The organism is Pantoea sp. AN62, from assembly GCF_050432985.1.
GTDB lineage: Bacteria > Pseudomonadota > Gammaproteobacteria > Enterobacterales > Enterobacteriaceae > Pantoea > Pantoea brenneri.
In genome coordinates this window covers 128,175-141,448 of sequence record NZ_JBNPYB010000010.1, presented here as the reverse complement: position 1 = coordinate 141,448, position 13,274 = coordinate 128,175, and the positions used below count along the sequence as shown (strand labels likewise).

The following is a 13,274-nucleotide window of genomic DNA, read 5'->3' as shown; positions in this document are numbered from 1 at the left end:
GGCGAGCTGCCCCATCGTCAAAAACCCCATCCCCGTCACATCTCCAGGCTTCTGAGTCAATCTTCAGTCAATTGCACAAAGCCAGCCGGCATTTCCGCCGTTAGCGTTACTCTCCTGCCGACTGAAGCAGATAATAATAACGATGCTAAAGGTGACCCTATGATCCGTCTCAAACCGGCGCTGGCCTTGCTGCCGCTGCTGTGCAGTAGTCCGCTGTGGGCGACAAGCTTTGTTTATGTTTCGAACGCCGACTCCGGCACCGTTTCCCGCTATCACCTCAACGACACCACCGGCAGCCTGCAGTGGCGCGGCGATACGCCAGCCGGTAAAAAGATTATGCCGCTGGCTGCCAGCCCGGATGGCAAGCGGCTGTATGGCGCGCTGCGCAGCCCGCCTTATTCGATCATCAGCTGGCGGGTGATGTCACGGCAGGGCGACCTGCAGCGGCTGGCGGTAACGCCGGTTGAAGCCAGTTTTCCGTGGATCACCACCGACAAAAGCGGGCACTACCTGCTCGCCGCCTCGTATGACAGTGATATCGTTACCAGCAACCGAATCGATGCGCAGGGCGTGGTGACACCGCAGGTGACCGGCCGGGTTAACACCGGACCGCATGCCCATTCGGTGATCACTGATGTCAGCAACCATTCGCTTTACGTCGGTAACCTCGGCGCCGATCGGGTGCTGCAATATCGCTTCGCAGACAATGGCGCTATCACCCCAATCGGTACCGGCTATGTTCAGGGCGAGAAAAACAGCGGCGCGCGCCATTCGGTGATCTCCCCGGATAACCGCTTCCTGTATAACCTGGCTGAGATGAGCGGCACCATTACCCAGTACAGGCGCGCGGCCGATGGATCACTGAGTGAGCTGAAGCGCTGGCCGAATGCGGTTGCCGGGAAATATGGCCTGCAGCATGGCGAACAGCGTCCGGCGGGCTACAGCGATCCGACGCCGCGCATCTGGGCAGCGGACATTAAAATCACGCCCGACGGCCGGTTTCTGTATGTCACCGAGCGGACTTCCAGCACGGTGAGCGGCTATCAGGTCGATCCGGCGTCCGGGGCACTGACGCTGATCGGCAGCTGGCGGGTTGAAAAGCAGCCACGCAGTATTGCGATTGATGCCAGCGGAAAATGGCTGATTGCCAGCGGCGAGAAGAGTGCGGTGATCGGCAGTTATGCCATCGATGCGGCCACTGGCGAACTCAGGCGGGTGGCGGAAGCGCCCGTCGGCAAAGGGGCTAACTGGGTCACCTTAATTGCCGGCTAAAGCGACGGCCGGGCGGAAGGTATAGTTAATTTCTGGCATAGCAGCGCAGAAATTTTTGGTTCAGTTTACGCGCCAGAGCGGGTTTACTCGTCTCATCAACCCTGACGGAGCGCATACCATGAAACAGAAACTGAAAGCCTGGTTTGAACAACTGCTGAGCGGATCGGCGCCGGTTGCGGCGGAACGCGATATCAACATTGAATTGCTGTTTCCCCTCAGCCAGCTTTACGGCATGGAATATTATCCGGCGCTGCATCGCTACCATGAAAAATAATCCCTGTTGTACTTTAATCGCCTGAAGGCCCGCCATTCTGCGCGGGCCTTTTTGTTATTTGCGGCTTTCACTTTTATCAAAAATTTTGCGCCTGAAGGCCGGTGTCGGGAAACGTGAAAAACCCGTCGCGGCGGAACCGGTGCCACAAGCGGTGGGCCGGGATAGAATAAAAGAGGACAAGCGCAGTGCCAAAACAGAGACGCCACGCCTGCCTCTGAGCTATCAGGCCGTGGTATTAATGTTGCGGCCAATTGCCGGATTCGCCGGTAACGCGGGGATGGCCTGGAGAATGCTGGCTGCGGCTGCCTGTTGATTATCCAGCGTCTTCTTCAGTAATACGGTGTTCACCTGACTGTGCAGATCCATGCTGGCGAGACCGCTAGCCAGCGAGGTAATTTGCGATACATCCATCTTGCACTCCTGTTGTGAAAACATGAGGGAACGGGTCACGGCTCATCGACAGAGCCTGACAGCATTATCGGCAACGGCGGAGAAAACCTGAGCCGGAGAGGGGGGGGCGGGCCGGGTGAAAGGAAGCAAACGGAAGGGGGTTACTTGCTGGCCAGTCGCCGTTATGAAATTGAAGTATCTCAACAACAAGCATCAAGGCTGAATCCGCTGGTTAACTGCAGCGAAGAGGTGTTGAGATGCTGCCACTTCTGCAACTGAACCCGTTCACCCGGCTACCGGTTATTGCTCCCGTTACCCACAGCGGAAAGATTGATGATATCGCGGGTTGTACCGTTTCGCCGGAAAGTATATGCATCAAAACAACAGGGTGTTATTCACGGGCACTCACCCAGAGTCATTGCATTAAAGGCCGGAGTGTATCTCTGAAATAATGGTCAATCAGGTTCTGGCCAGGCTAAATGCGATATTGAGCCCTGACGTTATGAACTGCTCGCTACGCTTTTGGCAGTAAACTGCCGTAGACGATCTTACGAGTCTGCAGCGACCGATGCAGCCGTGACTTTGTCTCACCGCATGCGGCTCAAAGGGTAATGTGGTGGCGCGCAGTTAATATTTTCTGTTCCTCACCACTTGTTCCTCAAGCCCGGCTTTTGCTAGTCTATGCGGCTGGACTGCTGCCAGCCGCATTAGCGTTGCCGGTTAAGGAGTTTCCATGTCGCCTTTCAACAAACATCGTCCCTTCATTTCTCTTTCTCGTCGTCAGCGCCGTAAAAAAGTCATCGAGCTTAAAAACCGTATCTATCGAGAACGTCATCGCTGTGGCGGAATGTTCTATGATGATTGCGATATCCAACACTACCAGGATAACCCCGACTCTATTTGGGCATGGAGTGATATCTATTTTGTCGGCCGCGATCCTGCCGATCTCTGGAATGCTGAAATCATCACGGCTAAGTTGATGTTTCAGGATGCGGTGCATCATCGCGCATTCAATGAAGCCTGGGCGATGCTCAGTCAGCAGCAACAGGAAGAAGAGGTGCGATATGAAACAACCCCCAATGTGAATAGCAAAGGCAAAATCGTTAGCCATACCTTGGTGCACCAGGAAAAACAGGCCTATGCGATTTTTGGCGGGCTAACGTTTTGGCAGTTTATTGAGAAGCGTGAGCGGGAAATAGCGCAAGATGAACCGCCAGAAGTGTGTTGTGGTTATCAGTTGCTGCCGGGCTTCGCTTATGGGCATGGGTTACGGATGGTTGTTGATGCAGAGGCGCTGAGTGTGCCTGTTATTGAGGCGGCGATTGAGGATTTTTTGAAAAGGATGCGGGACGTGGCTTAGGGGACAGCGATTTATAGGCGGGAGGATTTAAGAAGCGGGTATTATTACATCAGGGAATAGCAGGGAGATAAACTTTTCCATCCTCCCTTTCTTATACCTTAATCATAATAAGTTTACTTGAAGACGGAAAAGAGACGTTATCATCTTTGTACTCAATTTTAACTGCATTCTCACGATATTGTTTGATAAGCCATGAAATGAAAAAACCCACGCAATTGCGTGGGTTTTATATGTTATTCAGGTGTCATGAGATTAAGTAAAATCTCATGAGGCAAGCAAATCAGACGTTAAACAGGAAGTTCATCACATCGCCATCTTTCACGATGTACTCTTTCCCTTCTGAACGCATCTTGCCGGCTTCTTTCGCACCTTGCTCACCTTTGTAGGCGATAAAGTCTTCAAAGGCGATAGTCTGGGCGCGGATAAAGCCTTTCTCGAAGTCGGTATGAATCTTACCGGCTGCCTGTGGAGCAGTCGCGCCAACCGGGATGGTCCAGGCACGCACTTCTTTTACGCCTGCGGTGAAGTAGGTCTGCAGGTTCAGCAGGGAGTAACCGGCACGGATCACGCGGTTCAGGCCCGGCTCTTCCAGTCCCAGTTCCGCCATGAACTCGTCACGATCTTCATCTTCCAGCTCAGCTATATCTGATTCAACGGCGGCGCACACGGGTACCACCACGGAACCTTCTGCTTCGGCAATGGCACGCACCTGATCCAGATATGGGTTGTTCTCAAAACCGTCTTCATTGACGTTGGCGATGTACATGGTCGGCTTCAGCGTCAGGAAGCTCAGATAGCGAATCGCCGCTTTCTCATCAGCATCCAGATCCAGCGAACGCAGCATACCGGCTTCAGACAGATGCGGCAGGCACTTCTCCAGCGCGGCCAGCTCGGCTTTAGCGTCTTTATCGCCGCCTTTGGCTTTCTTCTGCACGCGCTGAATCGCACGCTCACAGGTATCGAGATCGGACAGCGCCAGTTCGGTGTTGATCACGTCAATATCTTCAGCCGGGTTAACTTTGCCCGCAACGTGAATGATGTTGTCGTTCTCAAAGCAGCGGACCACATGGCCGATCGCTTCGGTTTCACGGATGTTGGTCAGGAACTGGTTACCCAGACCTTCACCTTTTGACGCGCCCTTTACCAGACCGGCGATGTCGACAAATTCCATGGTAGTCGGCACCACGCGCTGCGGTTTAACAATCTCAGACAGCTGGTCGAGACGCAGGTCAGGCATCGGCACCACGCCAGTGTTGGGCTCAATGGTGCAGAAGGGGAAGTTAGCCGCTTCGATACCCGCTTTAGTCAGCGCGTTGAACAGAGTGGATTTACCGACGTTCGGCAGGCCCACGATACCGCATTTGAATCCCATGGTTTGATACCCTTTATAACTGGATGGACAGCTCGCCCGGCGGCGGACTGTCGGAGACGAAATGAAAAATTTCGCGCATTATACACAGAATCGCGACGATTCGGGCGATTAAGCAGGCTTGAAAGCGTGCAGCCGGTTCATCGCCTTGATGCGATCCTCTTTCAGCCACAGTTCAGTGCAGCGCGCCGCTTCATCAATGGCATCATCAATCAGCTTCTGCTCGCTGGCGGGCGGTTTACCCAGCACAAAACCGGTCACCTTATTGCGATCGCCAGGATGGCCGATTCCGATGCGCAGACGGTGAAAATTGTTGTTGTTGCCCAGTTTACTGATGATGTCCTTCAGCCCGTTGTGGCCACCGTGTCCGCCGCCTTGCTTAAACTTCGCCACGCCCGGCGGCAAATCGAGTTCATCGTGCGCCACCAGAATCTCTTCCGGCGCAATGCGATAGAAGGTCGCCATTGCGGCCACTGCTTTACCGCTCAGGTTCATAAAGGTGGTCGGCACCAGCAAGCGCACATCTTCTCCGGCGATCGCCAGTCGGGCGGTATAGCCGAAGAATTTGCCTTCTTCTTTCAGTGACTGATTGTGGCGCTCGGCCAGTAAATCCAGATACCAGGCACCCGCATTGTGGCGCGTAGCGGCATATTCAGCGCCTGGATTGGCAAGGCCCACAATCAGTTTAATGCTGCTCACAATGAATATCCTGCTGTTATTGCCAAAGGGCGTTAGTTTACTTCGCCTCAGGCGAGATGACAAAGCGCATAGGGCTAAATTGATTCAGGCCGGTGATTAATCATTTTTCATCTAAATCAACAAGCTGCCCACAGATCCAGCCTGAAGTTTATACCGGTTGTGTGATCCGTCCCGCAACGTCGCCGTCAGCCATTGCCTAAACTTATGGCAACTTAACATTGTGTGCGGTTTTACATTGGCTCATAAGGATGGAGGTGCAGGATGAAACATCAACATTGTCGCGTAGCGGGTAATAGTTTGATGGTACTGGGATTACTCACCATGGTGCTGGGCGTCGGCTATTCCATTATTAATCAGCTGCCTTCGCTTCATCTGCCACAGTTTCTGGCGCACGGCGCGATGTTCAGCATTTTTATTGGCGCGCTGCTGTGGTTAGTGGGTGCACGCGTTAGCGGGCGAGAAAAAGTGGAGGACCGTTATTACTGGCTGCGTCATTACGACAAACGCTGCCGCCGGTCGCATCACACCCACCACTAAATGATCAGCGCCGGTACCGGCTGCTGTTCCGTGCGGTTTCTGCCGCTGGCTTTGGCGCGATAAAGCGCCTCATCTGCCAGCGCCAGTAAATCCTCGAAGTTCTGATGGCGGTGGCTGGCAGTAGCAAATCCAATGCTGACCGTGTAGCCAACGGCACTGGGCTGTGACTGACAGACCGCCATGCGGATCGCTTCACACCACGCTTGCGCCTCCTGCTCACCGAGCGCAACAATCGCGGCAAACTCCTCTCCGCCCAGCCGGGCAAAACGTCCCTCAGGCGGCATCAATCCACTGACCAGACGGCAAAAGTCGATCAGAACCAGGTCGCCCTGATGATGGCCAAACCGGTCATTAATCGTTTTGAAGTGGTCCAGATCGAACAGCACGGCGCTGAAAGGGCAGTTATGACGACGGCAATGCACCACCATTTTTTCCGCCTCACTAAACAGTGCCCGCCGGTTCCAGACGCTGGTCAGCGGATCGTGCAGCGATGCGTATTTATAGGCAATCTGGGTACGTTCATTGACCATCGCCAGAATAGTGAAGGTCAGGCCGATGACAAACAGAATCGACTCCAGAATCACGAACACCGAAAAGCCTGAACCGCCAATCGCACCGTGCAGCCGGGTCGGTATCGCGTTGTCCAGCCAGATGCGCACCAGATGAAACAGCAGATGGATCCACAGCAGCAGCTGCGCGGGCCAGAAGGTGACTTTCAGCGCGTCGCGCGCCAGCCATAACAGCTGGATCAGCGCCGCAGTGTAGGCAATACAGGCGATGCACAGCACCAGTACCCGCCTGGGCAAGCTGTGATAGAAGCTCGGTAAACAGCAGAGGATCGCCCACAGTAAAGCGCCGAGTAGCCAGCCGGTGCCGATCTTTTTGCCGCAAAATAATCGAAAAGCATTCAGTAATCCGCCGTAGGCCAGCATCACCAGTACATTGCCGGCAGCAACCGGCAAAAACTGCAGGCCACTGCTGCGCAGGCTGCTGAAAAATACCGCCACCAGGGTGAAAATCAGCGACAGACAGGTAAAACCCAGCACGCGATCGTATTGCGATCCCATCCAGGCAAATACCATGATGATGCTTAAAAATCCCAACACGTAAAGCTCACAAATAAATAAGGTATAGATATCCAGAGTCATGGTGGTTGGGATTGTTATGAAAAGTGCGCAGCAAATTATCACTTAAGCGTCTGGGGCAGAAGTGCGGAACGCGGCGTTTTACTAAAAGAGTGGGTGGCGTTGAAAATAGTCGATTTTGGGGAAATTTATCGCGGGAATATCAGAAAAGGAAGCGAGTTAATCGGATCATCAGCGGCATGAAAAAAACCGGGCGCGTGGCCCGGTTTGGCGAAGATTAATGCTCGAACATGGCCGAGATTGACTCTTCGTTACTGATGCGGCGAATCGCTTCAGCCAGCATGCCAGACAAGGTCAGGGTGCGCACGTTCGGCAGTGACTTCATCTCTTCAGACAGCGGAATGGTATCGCAGACAATCACCTGATCGATCACTGACTTACGCAGATTTTCAACGGCGTTACCAGAGAAGATCGGATGGGTTGCGTAAGCAAATACGCGCTTGGCGCCCCGTTCTTTCAACGCTTCAGCCGCTTTGCACAGCGTGCCGCCGGTGTCGATCATGTCGTCGACCAGCACGCAGTCGCGGCCAGCAACGTCACCAATAATGTGCATCACCTGAGAAACGTTCGCGCGCGGGCGGCGTTTATCAATGATGGCCATATCGGTGTCGTTCAGCAGTTTAGCGATAGCACGGGCACGTACTACGCCACCAATATCGGGAGAAACAACAATCGGGTTTTCCAGACCGATCTGCAGCATGTCTTCCAGCAGAATCGGGCTGCCAAATACGTTATCAACCGGGACGTCGAAGAAGCCCTGGATCTGCTCGGCGTGCAGGTCAACCGTCAGAACACGGTCAACACCGACGCTGGAAAGGAAGTCTGCCACTACTTTAGCGGTAATCGGTACGCGCGCGGAGCGCACGCGGCGATCCTGACGAGCATAACCAAAGTAGGGGATGACTGCGGTAATACGACCAGCAGAAGCACGACGCAGCGCGTCGACCATCACAACCAGTTCCATCAGATTATCGTTGGTGGGAGCACAGGTGGACTGGATGATGAAAATATCACCACCGCGTACATTTTCGTTAATCTGTACGCTCACTTCACCATCACTGAAACGCCCAACGGCGGCGTCTCCCAGACTGGTGTAAAGGCGGTTGGCAATACGTTGTGCTAGTTCCGGGGTGGCGTTACCAGCAAATAGCTTCATATCAGGCACGAGAAGAACCTCAGGCTTTGCGTCCAGAGAATGAACGGCACGACAGTAACCGGCGAATACGGTCATGGGCGTTCACACGGGTGTGTTGATGCGAAACGTGCAGTGTCTGGAACGGGGTGACACTGTCACGCAATCGCTAATCGCCTCGCAGGGCACGCTGTAACGGCGAAACATTTACGCCTCGGGCTACAAATCCGCGCACCCCATTCGGGGCAAGTTCCAGCACCTGACGAGCAGCAGACTCGGTGTCAAATTCAGCAAACACACAAGCGCCAGTGCCAGTCAGGCGCGACGGCGCGTATTCTAGCAGCCAGGAAACAAGCTCATCAACCTCGCGAAAACGTTTTCTTACCACTGCTTCACAATCATTAGCGAAGGGTGAGGATAAAAGCGTCGCTAAAGTGCGCACCGGCGTATCTCGCGTTAGCGCGGGGTCGTTGAAGACTGCCGGGGTGCTGATACTCACGCCGGGATGGGCGACAAGATACCACTTTTCTTCCGGCTCTGCGGGCTGAAGTTGTTCACCTACACCCTGAGCAAAGGCGGCGAAGCCTTTTACGAACACCGGAACGTCAGCACCGAGCTGCACGCCGATCGCCGCCAGCTCGTCCGGCGTCAGGCCGGTTTGCCACAGGTGATTCAGCGCCACCAGCACGGTCGCCGCGTTGGATGAGCCGCCTCCGAGACCGCCACCCATCGGCAGCCGCTTGTCGATGGCAATCTGCGCGCCTGCCTTTGGCGGCAGGGTCTGCTTCGCCAGTGCCGCCTGTTTTAACCGTTCGGCGGCGCGCACAATCAGGTTATCCGCCTCCGCGACGCCCGCCACCGGCGTCAGCAGCTGGATGCGATCGCTGTGATCGGTGCTGATCTGCAACGTATCGCCATAATCCAGAAACTGAAACAGCGTCTGCAGGTTGTGATAGCCGTCAGGACGACGGCCGGTGATGTAGAGAAAGAGGTTCAGTTTTGCCGGAGACGGCCAGTGACTCATCATTGAACGGTCCAGCTGTCCATGCGCAGTTTAATCCGCTGATCGCCTTCTTTCAGCTCCAGGCTGGCAGGCAGCGGCGGCGTGACGTTGCTGTCGTAACCGGCAATCGACACCTGCCAGTTCTGGCCGTCACGGCTGTAATTCAGGCTGCGCAGCTGATAGTTTTCATTAAGCTGATAATCAGTGGCATCGCCAGGCAGGCCCATCATCCACTGACGCAGGTTCGCCAGCGGAATGTTCATACCGGTCAGTTGCGAAATCATTTTTTGCGCATCATTGCTGACGTAGCGTTTGCCCTTGTTGTCAACGATCTGCACCACTGAACCCTGCGCATCCAGCTGCAGTTCGGTGCTGCCAAGCGGATTGGTCAGTAACAGGCGATAGCGGTCAGGAGCAGTTTGCTGCCAGTTAAAGCGCGCGTAGACCTTCTGTTTATCAGACAGGTAAGCAAAAGCGCCGCGCGTCTGATAGTGGGTGACGTGTGAGACCGCCTGCTGATGCTGTTGCCACTGTGGCGCGGTCACGCTGGGGCCCGGGCCTTGCGGTTTGTTAACGCTACAGGCGGCCAGCAATACGCTGGCCAGGGGCAAAATGCGCAACAGAGTGCGTGGTGAATAAAGCATCAAGTGGTCATCTCCTCAGACACGTTTATAATTCGTAACGGATAACGCTAACCATCCGTATTTAAGCCGTCAATGCTGTTATGCAGCAAATTGAGCACGATCAGGTTAATCTTATTACAGTCATAGGCTTTGTATGGCTTTTCTTGATCTGCCGCATCTTGTAGAATGCGCCTCACAAAACCCTGACATTATTGGGACATCCCAACCGAAACCACCATGACGCTGCTCGCTCTCGGAATCAATCACAAAACTGCCCCCATTGCTCTGCGCGAACGTGTATCGTTCGGGCCGGAGACGCTTGAGCAGGCGCTGAACAGCCTGTTATCACAGCCAATGGTGCAGAGCGGCGTGGTGCTGTCGACCTGTAACCGGACCGAACTCTACCTCAGTGTAGAGCAGCAGGCCGATTTGCAGGCGCGTCTGGTACGCTGGTTGTGCGACTATCATCAGCTCGATGAAGAGGATGTGCGCAACAGCCTTTACTGGCATCAGGATAATGAGGCGGTCAGCCACCTGATGCGGGTTGCCAGCGGGCTGGATTCGCTGGTGCTGGGTGAACCACAGATTCTTGGACAGGTGAAGAAAGCCTTCGCCGACTCCTCGCGTAGCCAGGCGCTGAGCAGCGAACTGGAACGCATGTTCCAGAAAACCTTCTCCGTCGCCAAACGGGTCCGTACCGAAACTGATATCGGTGCCAATGCCGTCTCGGTGGCGTTTGCTGCCTGTACTCTGGCGCGTCAGATTTTTGAATCGCTCTCTTCCGTCAACGTGCTGCTGGTCGGTGCCGGTGAAACCATTGAGCTGGTGGCGCGCCATCTGCGCGAGCATCAGGTTAAAAAACTCATTATTGCCAACCGCACCCGTGAGCGTGCTGAAGCGCTGGCCACCGAAGTTGGTGCTGAGGTGATCAGCCTGGCGGAAATCGATGCCCGGCTGGCGGAAGCCGACATTATCATCTCTTCTACCGCCAGTCCGCTGCCGATTATTGGCAAAGGCATGATGGAGCGCGCACTGAAAGCGCGTCGTAATAAGCCGATGCTGCTGGTGGATATTGCGGTTCCACGCGATGTCGAGCCGGAAGTCGGCAAACTGCCCAATGCTTATCTCTACAGCGTCGATGACCTGCAGGCGATTATCGAGCAGAACCTGGCGCAGCGCAAAGCGGCGGCAGTGCAGGCCGAGAGCATCGTGGTGCAGGAAAGCGGTGAGTTCATGGCATGGTTGCGTTCTCAGGGCGCAGTTAACACCATCCGTGAATACCGTTCTCAGGCGGATGAAATCCGTGCTGAGCTGGAAGGCCGCGCGCTACAGGCGCTGCAACAGGGTGCCGATCCGCAGAAAGTGATGCAGGAACTGGCGCACAAGCTGACCAACCGTTTAATTCACGCTCCAACCAAATCGCTTCAGCAGGCCGCCCGCGACGGCGATAATGAACGCCTGCAGATTTTACGCGACAGCCTGGGTCTCGAGTAGGCACCAGGCTGCTGCTACCTGTTACGGGAATCCCACATTTAAATGAAAACCTCTATTGTTGCCAAACTGGAAGCCCTGCAGGAGCGCCACGAAGAAGTGGAAGCGATGCTGGGCGATGCCGGCGTGATCGCCGACCAGGAACGCTTCCGTGCGCTGTCGCGCGAATATGCCCAGCTGACCGATGTCACCCGTTGCTTCCGCGACTGGCAGCAGGTTCAGGAAGATATTGAGACGGCGCAGCAGATGCTCGACGACCCTGAGATGCGCGACATGGCGCAGGAAGAGCTGCAGGCGGCACGCGAGCAGAGCGAAGCGCTGGAGCAACAGTTACAGGTGCTGCTGTTACCAAAAGATCCCGATGATGAGCGTGCCTGCTTCATTGAAGTTCGCGCCGGTACCGGCGGTGATGAGGCCGCAATTTTTGCCGGTGATCTGTTCCGCATGTACAGCCGTTATGCCGAAGCGCGCCGCTGGCGGGTTGAGATCGTCAGCGCCAACGAAGGTGAGCATGGCGGTTATAAAGAGGTGATCGCAAGGGTGACCGGTGAGGGTGCCTATGGTCGCCTGAAGTTTGAATCGGGCGGACACCGGGTTCAGCGCGTGCCCGAGACCGAATCTCAGGGACGAATCCACACTTCCGCCTGCACCGTGGCGGTAATGCCGGAAATACCGGAGGCAGAATTGCCGGAAATCAACGCCGGTGATTTGAAAATCGATACTTTCCGTTCATCAGGTGCCGGCGGTCAGCACGTTAACACCACCGACTCCGCGATCCGTATTACCCACCTGCCAACCGGCATTGTGGTGGAGTGTCAGGACGAGCGTTCGCAGCATAAAAACAAAGCCAAAGCGCTGGCGGTGCTGGGCGCGCGTATTCACGCCGCCGAAATGGCCCGTCGTCACGCCGCCGAAGCCAGTACCCGTCGTAACCTGCTAGGCAGCGGCGATCGTTCTGACCGTATCCGTACCTATAACTTCCCGCAGGGCCGCGTCACCGACCATCGCATCAACCTGACGCTTTACCGTCTGGATGAAACGATGGAAGGGAAAATCGACAGCCTGATTGAGCCGATTGTGCAGGAATATCAGGCGGATCAGCTGGCGGCGCTGGCTGGCCAGGATTAATGGATATTCGTCACTGGCTGAAACAGGCCATTGCGATCCTGAATGGCGGCGACAGCCCGAAGCGCGACGCCGAAATCCTGTTGAGCTTCGTGACCGGCAAGTCGCGCAGCTGGTTAATCGCTTTTGATGAAACCCTGCTCAGCGATCAGCAGCTTAGCCAGCTTGATGCTTTACTGAGCCGTCGCGCCCGCGGTGAGCCGGTGGCGCATCTGGTCGGCGAACGTGAATTCTGGTCGCTGCCGCTGCGCGTCACGGATGCCACGCTGATCCCGCGACCGGACACCGAACTGCTGGTTGAGCAGGCGCTGGCGCATCTGCCGGTGTCCGCAGCCACCATTCTTGATCTCGGTACCGGCACCGGCGCGATTGCGCTGGCGCTGGCCAGCGAACGGCCCGACTGTCAGGTCATCGGCGTGGATCGTATCGCTGAGGCGGTGGAACTGGCACGCAGCAATGCGCAGCAGCTCAATCTGCCGAATGCCCGTTTTGCGCTCAGCCACTGGTTTCAGCAACTCACTCCGCAGCGTTTTGACATTATCGTCAGCAACCCGCCTTATATTGACGCCAGCGATCACCACCTGGAGCAGGGCGACGTGCGGTTTGAGCCGCGCAGCGCGCTGGTGGCAGCAGACGCGGGCCTGGCAGATTTGCGCACGCTGATTGAACAGGCGGCTGACTGGCTGCAGCCCGGCGGCTGGTTGCTGCTGGAGCACGGCTGGCAGCAGGATCAGGCGGTGCGTGACATGATGCGCCAGCACGGCTACCGCGCGGTAGAAACCGTCAATGACTACGGTGGCAATCCCCGCGTTACCCTCGGGCAATCTTCAACCTGAAAGCGGACGAAAAAGGAC

The 13,274-nt window shown here is 55.6% G+C and carries 14 protein-coding genes; 7 read left to right on the top strand and 7 right to left on the bottom strand.

Annotation, left to right across the window (positions count from 1 at the left end; all coding sequences use genetic code 11):
• Nucleotides 1-159: 159 nt before the first annotated feature.
• Together FHW04_RS13440 and FHW04_RS13435 are read left to right on the top strand one after the other, a co-directional pair.
• Nucleotides 160-1,272, top strand: a complete 1,113-nt coding sequence (locus tag FHW04_RS13440; protein WP_089561224.1) for a lactonase family protein — start codon at nucleotides 160-162, stop codon at nucleotides 1,270-1,272.
• Between the two features lie 118 nt (nucleotides 1,273-1,390).
• A complete protein-coding gene (locus tag FHW04_RS13435) occupies nucleotides 1,391-1,546 on the top strand; it encodes a hypothetical protein (protein ID WP_162836813.1) in 156 nt (51 codons plus the stop codon).
• A 222-nt stretch (nucleotides 1,547-1,768) separates the two neighbouring features.
• On the opposite strand, the gene FHW04_RS13430 is transcribed toward FHW04_RS13435, so the two are convergent.
• On the bottom strand, nucleotides 1,769-1,957 hold the full coding sequence (locus FHW04_RS13430) for a YjfB family protein (RefSeq protein ID WP_069728194.1): 189 nt from the start codon (nucleotides 1,955-1,957) through the stop codon (nucleotides 1,769-1,771).
• 712 nt (nucleotides 1,958-2,669) lie between these two features.
• Between FHW04_RS13430 and FHW04_RS13425 the strand changes: the two genes are divergently transcribed.
• The gene (locus FHW04_RS13425; RefSeq protein ID WP_089561225.1) at nucleotides 2,670-3,296 is read left to right on the top strand and encodes a hypothetical protein; all 627 of its coding nucleotides are present in this window, start codon (nucleotides 2,670-2,672) and stop codon (nucleotides 3,294-3,296) included.
• A 280-nt stretch (nucleotides 3,297-3,576) separates the two neighbouring features.
• Here the strand turns inward: FHW04_RS13425 and ychF are convergent, their stop codons facing one another.
• Nucleotides 3,577-4,668: a redox-regulated ATPase YchF gene (ychF, locus tag FHW04_RS13420; protein ID WP_031375312.1), complete on the bottom strand. Its 1,092-nt coding sequence runs from the start codon at nucleotides 4,666-4,668 to the stop codon at nucleotides 3,577-3,579.
• 108 nt (nucleotides 4,669-4,776) lie between these two features.
• The gene (gene pth, locus FHW04_RS13415; protein ID WP_031375313.1) at nucleotides 4,777-5,364 is read right to left on the bottom strand and encodes an aminoacyl-tRNA hydrolase; all 588 of its coding nucleotides are present in this window, start codon (nucleotides 5,362-5,364) and stop codon (nucleotides 4,777-4,779) included.
• Nucleotides 5,365-5,625: 261 nt separating this feature from the next.
• Between pth and ychH the strand changes: the two genes are divergently transcribed.
• The gene (gene ychH, locus FHW04_RS13410) at nucleotides 5,626-5,901 is read left to right on the top strand and encodes a stress-induced protein YchH (RefSeq protein WP_031375314.1); all 276 of its coding nucleotides are present in this window, start codon (nucleotides 5,626-5,628) and stop codon (nucleotides 5,899-5,901) included.
• Here ychH and FHW04_RS13405 read toward each other — a convergent pair.
• The 4 genes from FHW04_RS13405 to lolB form a co-directional block, all read right to left on the bottom strand.
• Nucleotides 5,898-7,049: a GGDEF domain-containing protein gene (locus FHW04_RS13405; protein ID WP_089561226.1), complete on the bottom strand. Its 1,152-nt coding sequence runs from the start codon at nucleotides 7,047-7,049 to the stop codon at nucleotides 5,898-5,900. The genes ychH and FHW04_RS13405 overlap by 4 nt on opposite strands.
• Before the next feature lie 214 nt (nucleotides 7,050-7,263).
• Nucleotides 7,264-8,211, bottom strand: coding sequence for a ribose-phosphate diphosphokinase (prs, locus tag FHW04_RS13400; protein ID WP_006118899.1), 948 nt, complete (start codon nucleotides 8,209-8,211; stop codon nucleotides 7,264-7,266).
• Between the two features lie 136 nt (nucleotides 8,212-8,347).
• Complete coding sequence (ispE, locus tag FHW04_RS13395) at nucleotides 8,348-9,205, bottom strand: 4-(cytidine 5'-diphospho)-2-C-methyl-D-erythritol kinase (RefSeq protein WP_046288375.1); 858 nt, start codon at nucleotides 9,203-9,205, stop codon at nucleotides 8,348-8,350.
• The gene (gene lolB / locus FHW04_RS13390) at nucleotides 9,202-9,825 is read right to left on the bottom strand and encodes a lipoprotein insertase outer membrane protein LolB (RefSeq protein WP_031377322.1); all 624 of its coding nucleotides are present in this window, start codon (nucleotides 9,823-9,825) and stop codon (nucleotides 9,202-9,204) included. Before lolB ends, ispE begins: the two co-directional genes overlap by 4 nt.
• A 216-nt stretch (nucleotides 9,826-10,041) precedes the next feature.
• Here lolB and hemA point away from each other — a divergent pair, with 216 nt between their 5' ends.
• Genes hemA through prmC form a run of 3 tightly spaced genes read left to right on the top strand, consistent with a single transcriptional unit; the run spans nucleotide 10,042 to nucleotide 13,256 of the window.
• Entirely contained in the window at nucleotides 10,042-11,298 is a 1,257-nt protein-coding gene (gene hemA / locus FHW04_RS13385; protein WP_031377321.1) for a glutamyl-tRNA reductase, read from the top strand.
• A gap of 42 nt (nucleotides 11,299-11,340) precedes the next feature.
• A complete protein-coding gene (gene prfA / locus FHW04_RS13380; protein WP_031377320.1) occupies nucleotides 11,341-12,423 on the top strand; it encodes a peptide chain release factor 1 in 1,083 nt (360 codons plus the stop codon).
• Nucleotides 12,423-13,256: a peptide chain release factor N(5)-glutamine methyltransferase gene (gene prmC, locus FHW04_RS13375; protein ID WP_089561227.1), complete on the top strand. Its 834-nt coding sequence runs from the start codon at nucleotides 12,423-12,425 to the stop codon at nucleotides 13,254-13,256. The genes prfA and prmC overlap by 1 nt, the downstream gene beginning before the upstream one ends.
• The last annotated feature ends 18 nt before the right edge of the window (nucleotides 13,257-13,274 follow it).